Below are 21,605 nucleotides of genomic sequence, written 5' to 3'. Positions count from 1 at the left end.
AAGCAGATAAAGTCCTTTCTTTCAGGCTTTAACTGCCAGACACTGATCAAATCTAACCTTTGTTGTTTTATTTATGTTTTCTAACATACTATTCGTCGTGTTTCAGTTGTCCGTCGACACCGGTCTGTCCGTTATCAGCTAAGGCTTTTTCCAAAGCTTTCCAGGATAACGTGGCACATTTGATGCGGGCTGGAAATTTGGCTACGCCTGAAAGCATCATCGCGTCGCCTAAGTCATCCTCGTGTTCAGGATCTTCACCTTGAACCAGTCCTGAAAATTCTTTGGATAACGCTAAGGCTTCATCGAGTGACTTGCCTATAATGGCATCGGTCATCATGCTGGCACTGGCCATGGAAATCGTACAGCCGCTACCGTCGAAACGGACATCGGTGATTTTATCGTTCTCAATATTGAGTTGAACTTGAATGACATCGCCGCACGCTGGATTTTTGAGTTCGATCTGCGCTGTGGCTTTTTCCAGTACGCCTTTTCTATGCGGGTGTTGTGAATGGTCAAGAATGACTGCTCGGTATAATTGATCTAATTTAGTTAAGGCCATATGCGAAAAACTCCTTTGTGGCTATGAGTGCTTCGACAAATTTATCTGCATCCGCACGTGTGTTGTACAGATAGAAACTTGCCCGGGCTGTGGATTGTTGTTCTAAATAGGTCATCAATGGCTGCGCACAATGGTGACCGGCTCTGACAGCGACACCTTCCATGTCCATAGCGGTCGCTACGTCATGCGGGTGGACACTTTCCAAGTTAAAGGCGATCACACCGGTACGATCTTTGGGATTTTTGGGTCCAAAAACGGTCAAGCCTTCGATATTTGCCAGCTTCGGCATCAAATAGTCAACGATTTCTTGTTCATGCTCCATTATCTCATTCATACCAATAATTTCCAAATAGTCGATCGCTTTCGCCAAGCCGATCGCACCGGAAATGTTTGGTGTTCCCGCTTCGAATTTCCACGGCAACTCTTTCCAGGTGCTGCTCTCTAGCCCCACAAAGTCGTTCATTTCGCCGCCAAATTCAATCGGTTCAATTTTATCCAACCATTCACGCTTACCATACAAAACGCCGATACCTGTTGGTGCCAGCATCTTGTGTCCACTGAATGCATAAAAATCGGCATCCAAAGCCTGGACGTCAACGGGCATATGCGGAACTGCTTGAGCCCCGTCTACCACCATCACGCCGCCTTTCGCGTGCGTTAACTCTGCAATAGCTTTGATTGGTGTGATGCTGCCCAGTACATTTGAGACATGCGTCAATGACACGATCTTTGTTTTATCGGTTATTTTTTTGCGGGCATCGTCCATATCGAGCTGGCCGTCACCGGTCAGTTCGATATACACGAGTTTGGCCTGCTTGCGCTTAGCCAGCTGCTGCCATGGGATGATGTTGGAGTGGTGTTCCATATAGGAAATCACGATTTCATCACCCGGTTCAACGATGGCATCACCCAAACTTTGAGCGAGCCAATTTAAACTCGTTGTCGTACCACGCGTGAACAACACTTCTGCCGTTTCGTTTGCATGGATGAACCGTCTCACGGTTTCGCGTGCATTCTCATACTGAGTGGTTGCCCGCTCAGCCAAGGTATGCACACCACGGTGGACGTTAGCGTTAGAAGTATGATAATACTCTTCCACAGCTTTCAGAACGGCTGTTGGTTTTTGTGACGTCGCGGCATTATCTAAATAAACGAGCGGTTCATCGTTAACGACTTGATGGAGAATCGGAAAATCTGCTCTCCATTTTTCGCTTGAGATGGTCATTTGGAAGTCAGCTTCCTTTCGATTGTCTGAATCAATTCATCACGAACGCCTTTCAGTGGAATCGCTTGGATCACTTTGCCTAAGAAGCCACGAATAACTAAGCGTTCAGCTTCTGATTTCTCAATACCTCGACTCATCAAGTAGTACATTTCTTCCGGATTCACTCGACCAACACTGGCCGCATGCCCGGCGGTTACTTCGTTTTCATCTATCAGGAGAATCGGGTTAGCGTCTCCACGGGCTTTGTCTGAAAGCATCAAGACACGCGATTCCTGTTGGGCATCTGCACCTTTGGCCCCTTTGAGAATATGACCGATCCCGTTGAAAGTTAAAGTCGCACGGTCCAAGATAACCCCATGCTGGAAGATGTTCCCTACAGTGTTATTGCCATGGTTCTCGACTTTTGAATCGACGACTTGCAATTGACGTCCATTACTGACAGCAACTGCTTTCAGATCTGTGCTTGAACCGTCTCCGATCAAATCGGTGTCAAAGTCAGCGACAACGTTCCCGCCATTCATGACGCCAACGGCCCAGTCGATATGGGCATCTCTAAACGTGTAGCCTTTACGGCTGAAGTAGACGGTGGAGTTTTCCCCCAATTGGTCAACTGCGCTGTATTTCACTTGGGCGCCGGCTTTCGCAATGACTTCCACAATGATGTTCGCAGCGTTCTTTTTATCCCCTTTGGTCAGGGTTTTTTCAACATAATTGAATTTAGAATTGCTGTCTGCATAAATCAAAACATGCTTGATGAATGCATCTTCCACTAAGCTGTTTTGGATCAAGACCGATTCAAAAGCGTCATCGATCTCAACGTTTTTAGGGACGTATAAAAAGAGTCCGGAGTTCATGAAGGCGGCATGGAACGCGGTGATTTTGTTGGTTCCCGGTTTCACTGCTTTACTCATGTAGGCTTCTTTAACAAGCTCTGGATATTCTCTCAATGCCGTGTGTAAATCGGTAAAGATCACACCTTTTTCTTTGAGTGATTCGGGCAATGTTTCGATCACCGTATCGTTTCCTGCTTGAATGACACGTATCGCATCGGCTTTATCTTCGATAAATTCGAACGGATCGATCGGTTTAGGTGACGGAGCTCCTGTTAAATTCGGTACTTGCCATAGAGGCCAGCGGTTGTAACGCAGACGTTCAATAACGGGAGGTTCCAGATCGTCTATTTGGTCTAACGCAGCTAAGCGCATCTCAAGCATCCACTCAGGTTCTTGTAATCCGCGAGAGAAGGCGGCTAAAGCATCTTTATGACTCACGTATTCACTTACTTTGGTTTCCATGTTATGCCTCCTCTGCACTTAGTCTTCTTCAATTTCGATGTCTAGTCCTAGTTCTTCCATTAGTCCTTTGTATCCTTCTGCTTCCAGATCTTTCGCTAAATCAGCGCCGCCAGTTTTCACTACACGTCCATCCATCATGATGTGAACAATGTCTGGTGTGATGTAGTTGAGCAAGCGTTGGTAGTGCGTGATGATCAGTGAACCGAAGCCTTCGCCGCGCATTTCATTGATTCCTTTTGAAACGACTTGCAGGGCATCGATATCGAGTCCTGAGTCGATTTCATCTAAAATCGCAAAGGTGGGTTCGATCATCATCAATTGTAAAATCTCATTACGTTTTTTCTCTCCACCAGAGAAGCCTTCATTCAAATAACGTTCGGCCATCTCTTCCGGCATATCTAGTAGTGCCATTTTTTTATCTAATCTTTTAAGGAATTCCATAACGCCCATTTTGTTGTCATCGTCTCGGCGTGAGTTGATGGCAGCACGCATAAATTCTGCGTTGGATATCCCCGCAATTTCACTGGGGTATTGTACAGCTAAAAACAGTCCGGCACGGGCACGTTCGTCGACTTCCATTTCCAGAATATTTTCGCCGTCAAGCAAGACCTCACCTTCTGTGACTTCATACTTCGGATGCCCCATGATTGCGGCTGAGAGCGTTGATTTCCCTGTTCCGTTTGGTCCCATGATTGCGTGGATCTCGCCTGTCTTCATGATTAAATTGACGCCTTTTAGAATTTCTTTATCTTCAATGGATACATGTAGGTTCTTGATTTCTAAAACTGCCATTATGTGCCTTCCTTTTCTACTTGATTTTTTTTGCTTACTTCTATTATTTTAGTCTAATTGAGAATGATATTCAAGTTATTCTTCCTATTTACCTTATAATATCATTATATCTCCTGATTCTGCCTGAATACCAGTTTATATAAATTATTGTTTGGAAAATCCGAGTAAAAAAAGAAAGTGACTGTTCGATTTAATCGACGGTCAGTCACTTTCTATCATTTTTTGCATACAGTTTAAAGCAGATCTTCAAGTAACCACGCAAAGGATCTCAGTATCGGCATCATTGCCCGCATCTGCCAAGTCGGGTTTTGTCCTTTTGTTTTTTCTCCGTTTGATTCTGAATCATCGGGATAGACTTGTGCGCTTTTTTCCAGATAACTTTCTTCTGCTTCAGCCAGCAGTTGTTCGGCTAATGCTTCACTGTCCAGTATGACCATTGATTCGGTGCTCAAGTAACTGCTCCTGGCATCAAGGTTAAAGGAACCGATGGCACTGATCTGCTTATCGAACACCCATGTTTTCGTGTGCAGGGTCGATTCTTTCGGCTGGTATTCGTAGTAATCCATAAAGGAATCAATAAAGACCGATTTCCTGTTTTCCGTTCCTGCCTGACCGCCTATATTGTTGCCGGTCGACATGCCATTCGTTAACATCAGCCCCTCTGAAGCCTGGAAATCTGTTGCTTCTATATCTGCCCGCATCTGACTGTTCGGCACTATCCACGGGCTTTGAACATATAAATGCTCTTCAGCTTGACTAGCTAAGGTAAGTAGATGGCTCCAGACGAACGGTTGTTTGAACCCGCGCGACAGTTCGTTGTGCACGTAGTAACCCTGGTCGATGTCTACGGCTTTTGCTTCCCACGTTTCAATCGAGGTCAGCGGCTCTCTATCTTCACGTTCTTTCTTATAGTCAAGGTAAACGCCTTCCAGTTCAGCCATTTTCTCCTCCGCTTTATCCCCGCTCCAGTCAAAAGTAGACCAATTCGTTTGGTCGACCGCGTAATCACTATTGAATAACTCGGTATAATAGTCACCCATCTGATCTATAACTCCCGCTTCATCTGCTTCTGTTTTCATCATAAAAATATCTCGGTCAAAGGAATACGCCATATCAGAACTGGTCCGTTCATAGTATAAATCGCTGACGTTTCGTCCGCCACTCACTGAGTATTTATTATCCACAAGAAGTAATTTATCATGCAGGCGATTATTGATCCTCCACGGTGCATAAAAGACTGAACTGATAGGTTCGTGAAGTTTAAATTCAATGTTCGGGTGTTCGTTGAAGGCATGCATGACATCCCTGTCTTCACCTCTTACCCCGTGAAAAACGCCGTCCAAAATATAACGGACCTTCACGCCTCGATTGGCCGCAGCTAATATATAGGCATAAAACAGATCAACACTTTCCCCTTCTTTCATATAAAAGTAAGCGACATCAATTGTATCTTCAGCCCCGTCAATGATATCCATCCGTGCCCCAAACGCTTCGATGCCATATTCTAGCAAAGCAACCTTTTCTGATGTTTCAACAAATCCAGGCTGCACGTCGATCTTTTCCGGTGTCGGACTGATTACTGGCCAAATGATTCCCGTAACTAAAACATAAAGTAAATACACTGCTGCTGTTTTCCATAACCAATTCACTAATTTCCGACTTAAATCCACTTGATTCATCTTTTCCCCACATTTCTCCAACTTTTCTTTTTATCAGTTTACCTTAATTCATTGATAATAACATCAAAAATTTCAGTTTCAATTAAAATATAAAAGGTTGTTACACCTCGCTACATAAGGATGTGTAACAACCTTTATATTCGTGTGTGTCGGATGGATTCACAGACCGACCTAACTTTTCAATTTATCGGCGATGATCGCCGCTGCTTTTTTAGGCATAAGACGATACAGGCGATCCATCATTTTTGCATCATTCCCAACCATGACCCGGTATTGGTTGGCTTCGATGGCATCGATCATCATTTTCGCAGCATCTGAGGCACTGGTCAATTTATGCTCTTTACCTGAATCGCCTGCTTTAGATTCGCGTACAACTTGAGAATTTGCCATGATGTTTGTTTTGACCGCACCCGGGAAGGCAACCGTCACTCCTACATTGGTATCCAGGAGTTCCGAGTGCAATCCTTCGGTCATCAGTTTGACAGCTGCTTTGGATGCCCCATAAACGGATTGTCCCGGAACTGGTAAGAAACCTCCCATACTCGAAATATTAAGAATGTGCCCTTCCGGACGTTTCAACAATTCAGGCAAGAAACTTTTCACCATATACAGAGTCCCATAAAAATTGATATTCATGACCTGTTCAATTTTGTCATAACCCAAGTCGTTAACGTTGATAAACGGCTGAATAACTCCGGCGTTATTGATGATTCCGTCAACACTGCCATGAAACTGCTTCACTTCATCGACTAACGCTTCGATCGCAGCTTTGTCAGTGATATCGATAACATGTGTGGAGATCTGTTCTTTATGATCCGATGCCAGACGCGCCGTCTCAAGCAAAGACTCTTCGTTTATGTCCAAAGTGGCTACCCGTGCACCTCTATGTAATAGTTCCCTGACAAGTTCCCTTCCCATACCCGAACCGCCACCCGTGACGACTAATGTTTTATCGTTAACTTTCATTGTTATTCCTCCTCATTATGTATTCGCTTCAATTATACTATAGAAAAAGTATATATCATAGATTTTTTCAGCTGTATATGATAATGATTTAATCGCTTTCTTTGTTTAAGTGTCAACATTTGATAGATTCGTCTTGCTCAAGGAAATGACTGACTGGGTAATCTCAATATGTCTTGAATAGGCGGGCTCGCCTATTCATTCATTATGAAAACATTTTAGATTTATAATTATATTATAGTTTACTGTGCCCATTATTTGGACTGCATCAAAAGCATTACCAAGTTCAGCAAGCTCAACCTAAAAATTCTCAGTGAGTGGTGCCAAGTAGCGCCAAGTTCGGCAGGCTCAACGTAAAAATCTGGTGAGTGGTGCCAAGTAGCGCCAAGTTCGGCAGGCTCAACCTAAAAATCCGGTGAGTGGTGCTAAGTAGCGCCAAGTTCGGCATACTCAACCTAAAAATCTGGTGAGTGGTGCCAAGTAGTACCAAGTTCGGCAGGCTCAACTTAAAAATCCGGTGAGTGGTGCTAAGTAGCGCCAAGTTCGGCATACTCAACGTAAAATCTCAGTGAGTGGTGCCAAGTAGCGCCAAGTTCGGCAGGCTCAACCTAAAAATCCGGTGAGTGGTGCCAAGTTCGGCAAGCTCAACGGCTTTTCTACTGGAGTCTACCTAAGACTGCCCCTATTCGACGTACTGAGGTGAAAATCATATTTGAGTGATGCCAATCGGGCTTTAATTAAGTGCACTTAATTATATAAAAAAAGAGCAGATTTCTCTGCTCTTTACCTATTATATTATTTAAGCTTCAGCTTCCTTGTCGAATGCCAAATCCGTATCCAGTGATTCCCAGACACTGGCATCCACTCCAGTTACTGTGATGATCCAGTTCTCAGCTTTATCTTCCTTATTTAATAACGCAGGTTCATCTTCCAGTTCTTTATGCGTCTCTTTGACGCTTGCAGAGAACGGCAGCGTGATCTCGGTGACCGCTTTGGCACCTTCAACGTTTAAAAAAGCCTCCCCCTGCTCGAGCTTGCCATCGTTTTCAGTGATTTCCACAAACATGACTTCACCCACATCGTCCTGGCCTTTTTCTGATAAACCGATACGGTAATCCGTTTCATTCATTTTTTCTATCCAGATACCATTGTTGTGATATTTAACTGTCATTATCATTTCTCCTTTGCTGTATGCACTTGACTATAGCCAAGTTTGGTTATAGGTTTCTTCTTTATAGCCGACCGTCAGTTTATCTCCGTCCATCGCCAACGGACGTTTGACCACCATGCCGTTTGAAGAGAGCCACTCAGCCGCTTCTTCGATACTCATATTGGGTACTTTCTCTTTCAAGTTGTTTTCTCTGTAGACATTTCCGCTTGTGTTGAAAAAGTATTTTATCGTCCGGTCCGATTTTGACAGGATCTGTATCCATGTTTCTTTGGATGGAGATGTCTCCAGTAAATTTTTAAAAGTATATGAAATGTTGTGTTCATCTAACCACTTCTGTGCCTTTTTGCATGTGCTGCACCGTGGATGACAATAAAATTCCAAATGTATTCCTCCCTGTGATCTATCGTGTGCCTTTATCATTATAGACTACTTTTGAACAAAAATAAAAGAGTGAGGCAGTCAGGCACTCACTCTCCATCAGAATCATCGGTTGCCCGTATTAATATCCGGGTTTTTCTTTTCCCATTCTTTCACTTCGCCCTCTTTCAATTTACCTACTTTGTAGAGCTTGCGTTTCAGTAAGATTGTTTCAGATTCACTTGGATAACCTTTCCAATCTGAATCTTGCAGGCGTTTTTCATTGCGTTTTTTCGCTTCATATTCAGGAACTGAAATATAATTTTTCCATTCAAAAATCATTGCATTGATAAGTGCGCCAAAAAGCAAGATCAAACTCGACAGATACAAGAATACCATCAGCGCAATGAATGCTCCGAATGTGGCGTTCGCTACGGCATCTCCACCGGCAAAGTTCAAGATGATAGAAAATCCTTCTGTCAACGCTACCCAGCCGAGTGTGGCAAAAATGGCGCCTGGGTAAGAATACTTGAACGTTAAATGATGATTGGGTACAAACCAGAAAACGATTAAAAAGACCAGAAACAAAATGACGATCAGTACAACCCATCGTAATAATAAGAATTGTTGAATGAATGGAATTGTTATGCCTATCGTTTCTTGTGCGAACTCTAATATCTGTTCACCAAAGACAAAAGCAAATATTGCCATGCCAATGACAAGGATTATTGCAACCATCGTTATAAGTGAGATTATCCGGCCTATGATAAAATTACTGGTTTGCGTGGAACCGTAGACATCATCCAATACACGTCTTAAAATGGTGATCACACGACTCGCTGACCAGAGTGCGGCTAACAAACCAAAGGAAATCGCACCTCCACTTCCACTTTCCAGGTAATTCAAAATGACCGGTTCCAGTACATTATATATATCCTGTGGCACAAAATCTTGTGCGATATTCAATATTTCATCCGAATTGATCGGTAATAACGGAATAATATTCGCTAAAACCAGTAAAATAGGAAACAAAGATAAAAGTAAAAAATAGGCCATTTCGGCAGCACTTTGATTTATTGTTCCTCTCTCCCAGTTTGATTGAGCGATTTTGATGAAACGCACGAGTTTATCTTTTCGCGGAATCTTCTCTTCAAATTGTTCGACTTTTTCCACTATTACACACCTTCTTTCAAATTTCTTCTTTTATCAATCATAGCATAATTCGGTGTTTCATCCCTATCGAGAAGCACTATCAAGTATTGGATTTATATAGAACTCACACTTGGTAAACAAGTGAATAAATAGCCGACTAGCGCTGACAGTCCTTAAAAAGCACGAAAACGGATTATCTGATTCGATAATTGAACATAAAAAGTACGCCTATTTTGATTTTTACCAAAACAAGCGTACTATTTTTGTATTGAATTTAAAAACTATTTATTCGTCATGTAAGTTGTATTCTTCAATAATCATTTGGACGCCTTCATCGATAGATTGGGCTGTTCTTTTTTTGCCTGACTTGAATTCCACACCTACGAGACTGTCACCTTCTTGTTGCAAGGTACCGATCACTTTTTTCTTAACGACGAGTTCCAATTCAGTAAACGCATCCGTATTATTTTTAGTTTCGTTGATTTCTACTTCGATTTGCTTGTTTCTTTTTGCCATATGAATTCCTCCACTTTCTTCTGTCCCATAAGTGTACTAAAAACAAACCCTTTGAGCAAGACGCAATATTACTATTCTAAATAATCACAAGCGCTATTTTTTGTTATTGCTGTCGTTTTACTTATACTTCTAAGTATAGCAACAAACAAAAAAGGGGTTATATTATGAGACTTGTTCGTTATCGAGCACACGATAAACCAACTGAAAAAATAGGACTTGAAATGGAAACCGATATACTAGATATCCTACGCCTAGCTCGACATTTAAACACTTCTCTCCCTCAAACGATGGAAGATCTAATCGAGCATAGTGGCGACGGATTAAAGCAAATTCAAGATACCTTAAACAAAGCACACGACCTACATCTAAACTTGAAAGACTATTTGATACCCACGGCAGAGATCATATACTTGCCTCTAATAAAAAATCCCGAGAAGATCCTTTGCGTAGGGATGAATTACGTTGAACACATAAAAGCAACAGATGGAGAAGTTCCAACAGATCCCATCTTTTTCAGTAAATTTTCCAATGCTCTAGCCGCACATAAACAGAAAATACCTCTTTCAGCTAATGCCGAACACGTTGATTATGAAGCTGAACTTGTTATCGTTATAGGTAAGAGCGTGAACAGCGTGCGCGAGAAAGAAGCCGGTGAAGCCATACTCGGGTACACCATTGGTAATGATCTCTCTGAGCGGAATTTCCAATTTGAATCTTCTCAGTGGTTGATTGGAAAAACAATGGACTATTTTGCACCTGTGGGTCCCGCCTTAGTTACTAAAGACGAGATACGTGACTGTCAGGACTTAACGATTCAAACTAAACGTAATGGAAAAATCGTTCAAAATAGTTCCACCAAAGACATGTTGTTTGATGTGAATAAACTGGTGAGTCAAGCCTCTCAATTTATGACTTTAAAACCTGGAGACTTGATCTTTACCGGTACACCGACGGGAGTTATCCTGGAAAAGCCAAAAGAGCAACAGGACTGGTTAAAGACTGGAGATAATATTGAAATTACGATCGAATCGCTCGGCACCTTGACGAATACCTTCGTGTAGAAAGCATAGAAAAAGAGGAAACGACTCATTTCAGTCGTTTCCTCTTTTTTCGTTTTTAATTAATTTTAGTTGCTTCTTCTACTTTGCGTGTGTGACGCGGTCTTCTTATATCTTGTTGGAAAGGATATCTGATACCTAATGAATGCTTGGCAATTTTAGCTGAATGATCAGACATTCTTTCCAGGTTTGAAACGATATCAACGAACAGTATCCCATCGGATGGTAGTCCGGTTCCTCGGTTCAAGCGATCGATATATTTCTTACGGATATCTTCTTCTAAACGGTTGACTTCTTTCTCACGTTTAATCACTCTACCCGCAAGTGAATAACTATCTTGTGTATAGGAAGCGACGGCATCTGAAATGTTTTGTTCCACTAGACCGAACAACGCAATCAAATCTTCATCGTAAAAGATTTTTTCTGGTTCTTTATTGCTTTTTTTCGCTATTTTTTTCTGAGCCCGTGCGGCTTCTTTGATGTTATTTAATATATTCTCACTGTGGTCACCGATACGTTCCAGATACTTAGTGATATCTACCAGCTCTGCATGTTCCGTCGAACTTTTCAGTGGAAGGTCTTCTACCGAAATTAGCATCAAGTATTCAGTCAGACGCATATCGATATCATTTACGACCTCTTCAAGCTGCAAGGAGTTGGATCGGCTCGTTTCATCTTGGTTCTTGTAATACTTAAACATTTCTTTATATTCTTCCAAAACAAACTCACCCATTTGCTGAACTTCAAGTTTTGCCTGGTTCAAAGCAATGGCGGGTACGGTTGTGATAATAGAAAAATCTAAATGTGAAGAATCGTATTCAATAAGGGCGTCATCACCAGGAATGATTTTTGTTACTAAATCTGCCAGTTGATTGATAAACCACATTTGAATCAACACGTTAGTGATGTTGAACAATCCGTGCGCAAAGGCTATCTGCATTGCCGGACTCAAGTTAAATATAGGTGTGATCGCGATGATCAAGGACGTAAACGGTCCTAGGACCAGAAGAACAGCAAAGGTCCCTACTAAATTGAAAATGATATGTGAAGCGGCTGTACGTTTAGCAGCAACGCTAGCACCTATGGCAGCCAGAAAGGCGGTCACTGTGGTACCAATGTTATTACCGAATAATACAGGTAGCGCACCAGCAAGTGCAATTTGGTCTTGTGAATATAACTCTTGTAAGATTCCGATACTCCCACTGGAACTTTGAACGAGCCAGGTAAAGACGGTCCCCACACCTACTCCAAGAATAGGATTCCCTGATAAACTGACCATCCCGTCCTGGAAAGCCTGAAAGTCTCTCAGCGGATACATGGCATCCCCCATGAGTTCCAGACCGAAGAACAAACCACCGAAACCAAACAGGATCTGTCCAATATTATTGATCGATATTCGTTTAAAGAAAAACAGTAAAAAGGCGCCGATTCCCATGACCGGCAATGCATAAGCACCGATATCGATCCCGATGATAAACGCTGTCACCGTTGTTCCGATATTTGCACCCATGATGACACCAATGGCTTGCTTGAGCTTCATAAATCCAGCACTAACAAGTCCTACGGCTAATACCGTCGTCCCTGTGCTCGTCTGCATCAGCACTGTAACCACTATCCCTGCAATAATTGCACGAACTGGTGTAGCTGTCATTGTATTTAGAATCGTACGCAAACTATCTCCAGCAGATTTTTGCAGGCCATCTCCCAAATATTTCAATCCAAACAGGAAAATACCTAATCCACCGATAAACATAAATAGCATTTCTTGTATATCCAACGCGAAACCCTCCATTTTATAATCTCAGTAATATAAATGCTGAAACAACTACCTGAATAAAGCAGTTCTTGCTTAGCCCATTTCAGACACTATACTTCTATCATAAATGTTATCTCAGACAAAAAAAATATGTTTTTCTTGTCTGAGAATATTTTAATGTAAACGACTGATTGATTTCAAGGAATCACAAGATAAAGAAAGCGCTATCAGCCGGTGCCTCCGTCACTAATCATTCAAAAGCGAACTAATATATAAAAAACCGCGTTAGCATTCGTAATTGAACAGAAAAATTAAATGTAATACGTTTTCATTCCTTGACGAATTGTTCATTATCAGTCAATTATTTCTCCATTTCATTTACCTCTTGTTCACATTTTTGTAACAAAATTTACTTTTCCAAATTCTTCCGTCTACAAAGCTGCCTATTAAATTTTTTTTGACAAAAAAAACAGAGCATTTGCTCTGTTTAAGCTGTTTGAAAATCTTTAAGAAATTGAACCATGTGTAATGCGCCATCTTCGAAATCTTTCAACCTTATCGCTTCGTTGGGACCATGCGCTTTTGATTCTGCAAACCCACAACCACTGCTCGCAACAGGAACATTTAAGTATTCTCCAAAATAAGCCATTGGACCTGATCCAGCATTCGTGGGTGACAAGACCACTTCTGACTCTTTTCCGTAGACTTTCTCAGCCGCTTTTTTGACTGTCTGAACAAATGGACTTTCCAAGTCTGAACGGAATGCCTTTAGCCCTTTGAGTAAGAACAGTTCGACATCCTGAAACCCCTCTTTATCCAAATGTTTCCTGATGACTTGCTCAATGTACATGGGATCTTGACCCGGGACCAAGCGGCAATCCAGTTTTGCGGAAGCCTTTCTTGGTAAAACTGTTTTTGTCCCCTCATCTGTGTACCCCGACAACAGTCCACTGATCGTCATCGTCGGATAAAAAGTTAAGGCTTCTTCCGTTGACCAGTCCAGATCTTTCGTGATAAAAGGATGCTTTAATCCATATATTTTCGTCATCTTCTCACTGTTTACTTTCTGTTGGTTAACGACTGCGCGCGCGTATTCAGTAGGCTCTTCGATGTTATCGTAAAAACCATCGACCAGCACCTGATTCTCTTTGTTTTTCAAGCTTGCTAAGGCGTGTGTTAATCTCCAGGCAGCATTATCGATGACCGCTCCAAGTGACGAGTGAATATCAACATTTGCACTCTCGACTAGCAGATCAAAATAAGCCATACCTTTAACACCTGTTTGGATAACGAAATTTTCTTCCTCGTCTTTGCCGCCGAATTCCCAGATGCAGCCGTCACTATTGAACAGATCGGCATACTTTTTAATGTACGGACCAAGATTGGGACTACCATTTTCCTCTTCGCCTTCAACTAAAAATTTCACGTTACATGGTAAACCGTCTTCTGTCGCCATCAAAGCTTGAATCGCGTATAAACGGACAACAAAATTAGCTTTGTTGTCGGCCACACCTCTACAGAAAAGTTTGCCGTCTCTCACAGTCGGTTCAAACGGTTCACTTTCCCATTCGTCTAGAGGATCTTCTGGCTGTACATCGTAATGGTTATAAAACAGCACCGTTTTATCCGGGTTACCTTTTTCGCCAGCAGGAAAGTAACCGTAAACGACCGGGTTGCCACCACAATCGTCTAACACTTGTGTTTTTCCACCCGTTTTTTGAATCATCTGTTCCACGTATTTCACCGTGGGCAGGATATTTCTATTTTGGGTGGAAACCGAGGCTAAACGTAAATAATCAAAGAATTCCTCTTTACGTTCCTGGATGATTTTTTTTACAGCATGGTCTGTTGTCATCATTTCATCTCCTCCTATGTATTAAAAAAGACACGAACGAGAAGTTTACCTTTATCGGTGTCTCCTCGTTTATGCCGCTTTGTAGTCTTTGCTGCTTAAGGCATCAAGCATACTGCTTCGCCTTTTTCAGTAACTTTTGTCGCTTTTTACGGTACAAAGGCACTTCATCTTCATGGCAGTAAATAAAGTGTTCCGGTGCTATTTCATGCAACCCGACTCCGTTATGATTATCGTAGTGATGATAGCCCGGGTCATATTCGGTCCGGACACGGTGCCGTTCAGCTTCAGGATCTGGTGTTGGAATGGCTGATAACAGTGATTCTGTATACGGATGGAGCGGCGCTATATAAAGTTCATCTGCATTGGAGACTTCTAAAATGCGTCCCCTATTCATCACACCAATGCGGTCACTGATGTATTTAACCATGGATAAGTCATGAGCTATAAAGAGATAAGTTAAATTGTTTTTCTCTTTCAACTCTTTTAACAGGTTTATTACCTGCGCTTGAATAGAGACATCCAATGCACTGATTGCTTCATCTGCAATGATAAAATCAGGTTCGACAGCTAAAGCTCTCGCTATCCCTACACGTTGACACTGTCCACCAGAAAATTCTTTTGGATAGCGATTCGCAAACTGTTTGTTCAAACCCACCGATTCAAGCAGCTCATACACTCTCTTTGTCCGTTCAGCACTGTTTTTTTCCATGCCATGAACCTTCAGCGCTCCCCCGATTATTTCTTTTACCGTCAACCGTGGGTTTAGGGAAGCATAGGGGTCTTGAAAAATCATCTGCATCGATTTCCTGAATTTCAATAAATCTTTTCTCCGTTTGATGCTATTGATATCTTGACCCTTGTAAAGTATTTGACCTCCGGTAATGTCTCCTAGCTTGATGATGGCTCGACCAGTAGTAGACTTGCCACTACCCGACTCGCCAACGAGACCAAACGTTTCGCCTTCATAGATTGAAAAGCTCACACCTTTCACTGCACGCACTTCTGATTTTTTTCCTTCATTGAAAGACTGTTTGTATTCTTTTATTTCAACGATTCGTTTTCTTTCTTCAATATCTGCTGCCATAAGCTTCCCCTCCCACCGTTTTAGACATTCTCTTTTCTGAATTTAAATAATGGAATTTTTCCTTACGTCTTATCACTTCTGCGGGTGGTGTGACCTCTGGTGCATCCGGATGCAAAAGCCACGTTTTAGCAAAATGGGTCTCGCTGACTTTAAACAGCTCAGGATCTTCGTAAAAGTCGATACCTAAAGCATATTCATTCCGGGCAGCAAACGCATCTCCTTCTGGCGGATGGAGCAAGTTTGGTGGTGAGCCTGGGATAGTATACAAACTTGTCTGTTCCACATCCAATGTCGGCATGGATGCAAGCAATCCCCATGTGTATGGATGCATCGGATTGTAAAAGATTTCATCTGCCGTACCGATTTCCACTATTTTCCCTGCATACATAACAGCTACGCGGTCAGCCATTTGAGCGACGACACCTAAATCGTGTGTGATAAAGATAATGGACGTGTCCAGATCTTTCTTTAAATTATTCATCAAATCCAGTATTTGAGCCTGAATGGTCACATCCAACGCCGTTGTCGGTTCATCGGCAATGAGGATTTTCGGCTCACATGCCAGTGCAATAGCGATCATGACACGTTGTCTCATCCCACCTGAAAATTGATGCGGGTAACTTTTATACGATCTTTCCGGATGTTGAATCCCGACTAAATCCATCAATTCAAGAGCTTTTAGTTTCGCTTCTCCCTTACTCACACCTTTATGGGCTATGATTGGTTCAGCTATCTGTTTTCCTACCTGCATTGTCGGATTCAATGACGTCATTGGATCTTGAAAGATCATCGCAATATCATTGCCTCTGATTTTCTGTATTTCTTTTTCAGAAAGTTTGAGCAGGTCTTTTCCTTCAAATATGATCTCTCCTCTTTCAATTAGAGTATTCTTTTTGGGAAGCAACTGATTGATCGCCTTAGTGGAAACAGATTTACCGCTTCCTGATTCGCCAACAATGGCCAGTGTTTCTCCCTTTTTCAATGAAAAATCTACACCTCTGACTGCTTGTACAACGCCTTCAAATGTCTGGAAAGAAACCGCTAAGTCTTTCACTTCTAGAATGGTTGTTTCGTCCATTTTTTTCACCTTATCCTTTCTAGCTCAAACTCTTCTGCAAACGTAAAGTAAAAAAAGAGGCACACACTAAAATCATTTTTAATGTATGCCTCTCTCAAACTTCTAATTAACCAACTTATTCGTCCGCATCGATCGTCCATTCGTGCAAGTCGTGTAGTGAACCTGCCCAGTATTCCTTGATCCCACCATTCAAGTTTTCCACTTGAACACTGAATTGAGAATCGGAATATAAAGGTACGATTTGCATTTCATCTTGCATATGTTGTTGCAGTTCAGCATAGATAGGGTAACGTTCATCAAAATCAGTTCCTGCCATGCCTTGTTCGATCAGGTCGTCAACGACTGGATCTGATACAGCCATGTTATTGGAAGCTCCACCTGTTTGGATATAACTTGCAATGTTCGGATCGACTGTATGTCCCCATCCCATTAAACCAATGTCATAGTCTAAATCCTGCGCCATGGATAACCAAGTTGGGAAGTCATAGCTATTAAGATTAACTGTCACACCGATTTCTGAAAACCATTGTTCGATCAAGTTACCGTTTTGTTCTCTGACGGCATTTCCTGTAGGTACCACAAATTCAAGTGGGGTATCAAAGTCAAAACCGGCTTCTTCAAGCATTTCTTTTGCCAATTCCGGATCATATTCCAAAGGATCTAAGCTGGCATCTTTATATGGGCTGGCAGAAGAGTATGTTGAAGCGAGTACTTCTCCACGTCCTCCCAGTAAGTTCTCAACTGTCAGCTCTCTGTTTAATGCATAGGCAAAAGCTTGACGAACTTCTGGATTATCAAATTTCTCATTATTGATGACCATGTATTGACCGTTAAAACTTGGGTGTTCTTCAACGACTAACCCTTCAATATCTTCTAGTAAACCGATGTCTTGTACTGGCACCATTCCGATACCTCCGCCAGCTGTCATGTGTAAGTTGCCAGCTTGGAATTCAGTAATCAGTGATGTGCCATTCATTACACGTGCATACACAGTTTCAATTGCTGGTGCACCACGGAAGTAATCAGGATTAGCTTCTAAATGAACGTAGTTATCGTTGTCGTATTCAACGAACTGATATGCCCCACTGAAAACAGACGGCATCGTTGCCTCTTCTGAATTGGGAATATCGACGACTTCGATATCTTCAAAGACATGTTTTGGTGCAATAAGAACGTTGAACCCTAAGAATTCCGACAAATAAGCTAAATCGACTGGACTTTTAGTCGTAATAGTCAATGTTTTTTCGTCGACGACTTCAACACCAGCTAAATCTTCTGCTCCTTCTTCACGTATGCCTGACGAATCCGTTCCTTCGATCATCGCTACACTCGTACCGAGCGTTGTTTCAACTTGCGGATCAGCAATCGTATTCAGTGTAAAGGCCACGTCATCTGCCGAGACAGGTTCCCCGTCCGACCAATTAGCGTCTGGATCGATGTTTACAGTAAAGACTTGATTATCCTCTGTTTCGAATGATGCGAGTCCAGGTTCAAAACTATCTGCAGTCGGCATGACCAGCAAACTGTCATAGAAAAAGCGCTGAATCCATGTTCCTGCGACACCTGGACGGTAGAACGGGTTGAAACTGTCTGGTGCATTAGTCAACCCGATCATTAGCGTTGACCCATCTCCTGCATCAACCTCCGGAAGACTTTCAGCCGATTCTTCTGACCCTTCATCTTCTGCCGATGTTGCATCTTCATCCAAGTCAGGTACATCCCCATTACCACAAGCGGATAAGATGAGTGATGATGCAAATACAACTGTTCCATATTTTAATAAGCTTTTCATTTTAGACATGTTAGTCTCCCCTTTTTAAGTCGTTACCTTAAAGGTAATGCTTATATGTTTTAATGATTTTTTTACCGATTTTTTCTTTCTATAAAGCTAGGAACATGAATGGTTTTCCCCCGAAAGCCATTCATGTTTTTGTTTCTCCTTCAATCGCTTCACGTAAGCCTTCTCCAATAAAATTGATGGCCAGAACTGCGATAAAGATCAGGATACCTGCCGGCACCCATCTCCAAGGTTCTGAAGTCAAAACTCGGAGTGACTGCGCCTCGGATAAAATATTCCCCCAACTTGGACGAGGTTTTTGCACACCGACACCCAAGAAACTTAATGATGCTTCTGTTAATATGGCTGTTGCGATCCCAAATGTTGCATTTACCAGAATCGGAGACAGCACATTGGGTAAAATATGAATGAATAAAATACCGGGCACAGAATAACCTGTTGAAACAGCTGCTAAAACAAAATCCTGCTCTTTCAATGTCAGTACTTGCCCTCTGACTAGCCTGCAAAGCGGCGGCCAGCCCAACGTTCCAAGCACGATCGTTACGACCCATATACCGGATCCTAGTAATGATACCAGCGTTAAGATAACCATAAAAAACGGAAAAGACATAAAGGCTTCGGTTATACGCATGATAATACTATCGACGAATCCCCCGAAGTAGCCTGAAACTAAACCTAAGGTCGTTCCAATGATGACGTAAACGAAAACCGAACCAATTCCAACGATCATAGATACTTGCGTCCCATGGATAAGTCTCGTCAGAACATCTCGTCCGATATCATCCGTTCCTAAATAAAAATTATCATAGGGCGCAGCCTGAAACATACCCACTGAAGCATCACGTGGATGCGGTGCTATTTGATTAGCGAAAACAGCGGTTGAAAGTAAGATAAGAAAGATCACGAGGCTAATTACCGCAATTTTATTTTTAAAAAACCGTTTAGCCACTGTTTTAATGTAGCTATCACCATCTGTCGCAACCTGTTCAGCAGCAGTGTCCGGATAATTCGTTCTATCCATTGTACTTACTAAACGAAACATTGCTTCTGCATTTTTATTGCCTACATTTTGTGCCATTCTTATCTCCCCCCTTTCTAATTATATTTAATACGCGGATCGACTACCGCATACATAATATCTACAAATAAGTTAGCGAATAACACGACAACTGCCGACAACATTGTTATTGCCATCAGCATCGGATACTCACGTTGCTGGATAGCCATAATAGTCAGACGACCCAGACCTGGCCATTGAAAAATCTGTTCTGTTACAATGGCTCCGCCAACCAGTCTAGGCAAATCAGTCCCAATAATCGTAATTACTGGAATAAGAGCATTCCTGATGCCATGCTTAGTTAAGATCACTTGAGCTGTCAAACCCTTTGCTGTAGCGGTTCGAATATAATTTTCTCCATATACCTTGATCATCGTCGCTCTCATGTAGCGCGTCATATTCGCGATATAAAAGGCTGAGAGAACACTTACAGGTAATACAAGGTGATGAACCACACTCAATATGCTACTCTCTTCACCTAGTTGCGACATCCCACCTGTTGGGAACCAGCCGAGTCGGACTGAAAAGATATAAATCAATCCAAGTCCTAAGAAAAAGTTCGGTATGGAAACTCCGACAAATGCGCCCCCGGTCAGTAACGTGTCTACCCAGGTCCCGTGTTTTCTAGCACTTAATATTCCAAGTGGAATCGCGACTAAATAAGAAAAGAGTAAGGTTGCCCCCATCAGAACAATCGTTGGTCCTATACGAGAAAGTAAAATAGGTAAGACCGGATAGCGTGTAGAGTAATGGATCCCCAAATCGCCTCTAAGCGCACGTCCCAGCCACCTAATGTATTGAACAGGATATGGCTGATCCAATCCCAATGCTCTTCTCGTCGCTTCAATTTGACCCGCCGTTGCATCAGGTGAGATATAGAGATCTGTTGGATCCCCTGGTGCTAGATTCATCATGATGAATGCCCCGATCGATATCATCAGCAAGACTGGAATAGCTGTGAGTAACCTCTTTCCGATATACTTTTTCATTTTCTCCCCTTCTTTCCTCTTGAAACATAGCTTAATTGGTCAAGTAGCTGTCGATAATGGTTAAAAAGACCTCCCCAGATCTCAGTAACGCTTGCTCGTCAATTTCAAATTTCGGATGGTGATGTGGATAAGCAACTTCCTTTTCAGGAGGCTTGGCCCCGACACGTAAAAATGCTCCCGGTTTGTTTAATAAGAAGTAAGCGAAATCCTCACCACCCATTTGTCCTTCCACTTCTTCCACTTCCTCTGCCACAAAAGCGTTTAGAAACGCAGCTTTGACTTTGTCTACTTCCTCAGAGGTGTTCTGGATGGATGGATAACCATGTGTATAATCTATCTCTACGGTTGCGTCATAAGCTGCCGCGATCTGGGCACTCATTGTTTTTAATTTTGATTCCATCAGTTGCTGGATATCCTGATGCATCGTTCTGACTGTCCCGACTATTTCGGCCGTGTCAGCGATAATGTTGTAGGCCTCGCCACCTGCTTGAAAGCCGGCAAAGGTTAAAACAGCCGGCTTAACTGGATCCGTCATGCGACTCACGATCTGTTGTAGATTCGTGACGATCTGCGTGCCGACAGTCAACGCATCATGAGTATCGTGAGGGGCAGCACCGTGTCCACCTTTACCCTGGACTTTCATTGAAAAGGTATCAGAGTTTGCTGACCCGAACCCGTAATTGTAATAGACTTTGTTCAGGGGTTGTTCGGCACCGAGATGAATGCCGAACACATAATCGACTCCGTCCAGTGCACCATCTTCCACCATCGATTTGGCCCCACCAGGCAGTACTTCTTCAGCGTGTTGATGGAGCAAGACGACATTGCCGTGCAGCTCCTCCCGGTGATTCACCAGCACTTTAGCGACACTGAGCAATGACGCGGTATGACCATCGTGACCACAGGCGTGCATGATGCCCTCTTCCTTGGACTTGAATGCACTCTCGACTTCTTCTGTCACGCGCAAGGCGTCAAAGTCAGCTCGTAAGGCAACGGTTGGCCCAGCGTGTTTCCCTTTGATCGTTGCTACAATCCCGTAGCCATTTCCGACGTTCGTTCGAATGTCATCCACGCCGATCGTTTCTAGCTGTTCACTGATATACTTGGCTGTTTCAACTTCTTCAAACGACGGTTCCGGATGTTCATGTAGGTATCTTCGCCACTTCACTGTTTCCTGAAAGTTATCTGCTAACTCTTGTCTCCATTTGTCTAAAGTCATTC

19 protein-coding genes are annotated in these 21,605 nt (G+C 42.6%); 1 reads left to right on the top strand and 18 read right to left on the bottom strand.

The window, feature by feature from the left end:
• Window positions 1–88: 88 nt before the first annotated feature.
• The 10 genes from sufU to ACO1PF_RS08605 all read right to left on the bottom strand — a co-directional run bounded on the left by sufU (window position 89) and on the right by ACO1PF_RS08605 (window position 9,709).
• Window positions 89–559, bottom strand: a complete 471-nt coding sequence (sufU, locus tag ACO1PF_RS08650; RefSeq protein ID WP_423188655.1) for a Fe-S cluster assembly sulfur transfer protein SufU — start codon at window positions 557–559, stop codon at window positions 89–91.
• A complete protein-coding gene (locus tag ACO1PF_RS08645; RefSeq protein WP_423188654.1) occupies window positions 546–1,784 on the bottom strand; it encodes a cysteine desulfurase in 1,239 nt (412 codons plus the stop codon). The genes sufU and ACO1PF_RS08645 overlap by 14 nt, the downstream gene beginning before the upstream one ends.
• Window positions 1,781–3,079, bottom strand: a complete 1,299-nt coding sequence (sufD, locus tag ACO1PF_RS08640) for a Fe-S cluster assembly protein SufD (protein WP_423188653.1) — start codon at window positions 3,077–3,079, stop codon at window positions 1,781–1,783. The genes ACO1PF_RS08645 and sufD overlap by 4 nt, the downstream gene beginning before the upstream one ends.
• An 18-nt stretch (window positions 3,080–3,097) precedes the next feature.
• Entirely contained in the window at window positions 3,098–3,871 is a 774-nt protein-coding gene (gene sufC, locus ACO1PF_RS08635; protein ID WP_423188652.1) for a Fe-S cluster assembly ATPase SufC, read from the bottom strand.
• A gap of 233 nt (window positions 3,872–4,104) precedes the next feature.
• On the bottom strand, window positions 4,105–5,550 hold the full coding sequence (locus ACO1PF_RS08630; protein WP_423188651.1) for a phospholipase D-like domain-containing protein: 1,446 nt from the start codon (window positions 5,548–5,550) through the stop codon (window positions 4,105–4,107).
• 171 nt (window positions 5,551–5,721) lie between these two features.
• Window positions 5,722–6,516, bottom strand: a complete 795-nt coding sequence (locus ACO1PF_RS08625; RefSeq protein WP_423188650.1) for an SDR family NAD(P)-dependent oxidoreductase — start codon at window positions 6,514–6,516, stop codon at window positions 5,722–5,724.
• A 796-nt stretch (window positions 6,517–7,312) separates the two neighbouring features.
• Complete coding sequence (locus ACO1PF_RS08620; protein ID WP_423188649.1) at window positions 7,313–7,684, bottom strand: glycine cleavage system protein H; 372 nt, start codon at window positions 7,682–7,684, stop codon at window positions 7,313–7,315.
• A 30-nt stretch (window positions 7,685–7,714) separates the two neighbouring features.
• On the bottom strand, window positions 7,715–8,104 hold the full coding sequence (locus ACO1PF_RS08615; RefSeq protein ID WP_423188648.1) for an arsenate reductase family protein: 390 nt from the start codon (window positions 8,102–8,104) through the stop codon (window positions 7,715–7,717).
• Window positions 8,105–8,167: 63 nt separating this feature from the next.
• A complete protein-coding gene (locus ACO1PF_RS08610; RefSeq protein ID WP_423188647.1) occupies window positions 8,168–9,214 on the bottom strand; it encodes a YihY/virulence factor BrkB family protein in 1,047 nt (348 codons plus the stop codon).
• A gap of 264 nt (window positions 9,215–9,478) precedes the next feature.
• Complete coding sequence (locus ACO1PF_RS08605) at window positions 9,479–9,709, bottom strand: DUF2969 family protein (RefSeq protein WP_071848667.1); 231 nt, start codon at window positions 9,707–9,709, stop codon at window positions 9,479–9,481.
• Window positions 9,710–9,873: 164 nt separating this feature from the next.
• Here ACO1PF_RS08605 and ACO1PF_RS08600 point away from each other — a divergent pair, with 164 nt between their 5' ends.
• A complete protein-coding gene (locus tag ACO1PF_RS08600; protein ID WP_423188646.1) occupies window positions 9,874–10,770 on the top strand; it encodes a fumarylacetoacetate hydrolase family protein in 897 nt (298 codons plus the stop codon).
• A gap of 55 nt (window positions 10,771–10,825) precedes the next feature.
• On the opposite strand, the gene ACO1PF_RS08595 is transcribed toward ACO1PF_RS08600, so the two are convergent.
• From ACO1PF_RS08595 to ACO1PF_RS08560, 8 genes are all read right to left on the bottom strand, one after another.
• Window positions 10,826–12,544: a Na/Pi cotransporter family protein gene (locus tag ACO1PF_RS08595; RefSeq protein WP_423188645.1), complete on the bottom strand. Its 1,719-nt coding sequence runs from the start codon at window positions 12,542–12,544 to the stop codon at window positions 10,826–10,828.
• A gap of 466 nt (window positions 12,545–13,010) precedes the next feature.
• On the bottom strand, window positions 13,011–14,381 hold the full coding sequence (locus tag ACO1PF_RS08590; RefSeq protein ID WP_423188644.1) for a M20/M25/M40 family metallo-hydrolase: 1,371 nt from the start codon (window positions 14,379–14,381) through the stop codon (window positions 13,011–13,013).
• A gap of 100 nt (window positions 14,382–14,481) precedes the next feature.
• Entirely contained in the window at window positions 14,482–15,462 is a 981-nt protein-coding gene (locus ACO1PF_RS08585; RefSeq protein WP_423188643.1) for an ABC transporter ATP-binding protein, read from the bottom strand.
• A complete protein-coding gene (locus ACO1PF_RS08580; protein WP_423190533.1) occupies window positions 15,446–16,540 on the bottom strand; it encodes an ABC transporter ATP-binding protein in 1,095 nt (364 codons plus the stop codon). The genes ACO1PF_RS08585 and ACO1PF_RS08580 overlap by 17 nt, the downstream gene beginning before the upstream one ends.
• Before the next feature lie 115 nt (window positions 16,541–16,655).
• Entirely contained in the window at window positions 16,656–18,341 is a 1,686-nt protein-coding gene (locus ACO1PF_RS08575; RefSeq protein ID WP_423188642.1) for an ABC transporter substrate-binding protein, read from the bottom strand.
• Window positions 18,342–18,462: 121 nt separating this feature from the next.
• The gene (locus ACO1PF_RS08570; RefSeq protein WP_423188641.1) at window positions 18,463–19,416 is read right to left on the bottom strand and encodes an ABC transporter permease; all 954 of its coding nucleotides are present in this window, start codon (window positions 19,414–19,416) and stop codon (window positions 18,463–18,465) included.
• A gap of 17 nt (window positions 19,417–19,433) precedes the next feature.
• Complete coding sequence (locus ACO1PF_RS08565) at window positions 19,434–20,384, bottom strand: ABC transporter permease (protein ID WP_423188640.1); 951 nt, start codon at window positions 20,382–20,384, stop codon at window positions 19,434–19,436.
• A gap of 31 nt (window positions 20,385–20,415) precedes the next feature.
• Entirely contained in the window at window positions 20,416–21,603 is a 1,188-nt protein-coding gene (locus ACO1PF_RS08560; protein ID WP_423188639.1) for a M20 metallopeptidase family protein, read from the bottom strand.
• Window positions 21,604–21,605 lie beyond the last annotated feature (2 nt).

The sequence above is a fragment of the Alkalibacterium sp. f15 genome (assembly GCF_049389645.1).
Lineage (GTDB): Bacteria > Bacillota > Bacilli > Lactobacillales > Carnobacteriaceae_A > Alkalibacterium.
Note: the sequence above shows the minus strand (reverse complement) of the source record. Positions and strands in the feature narration are given on the sequence as shown.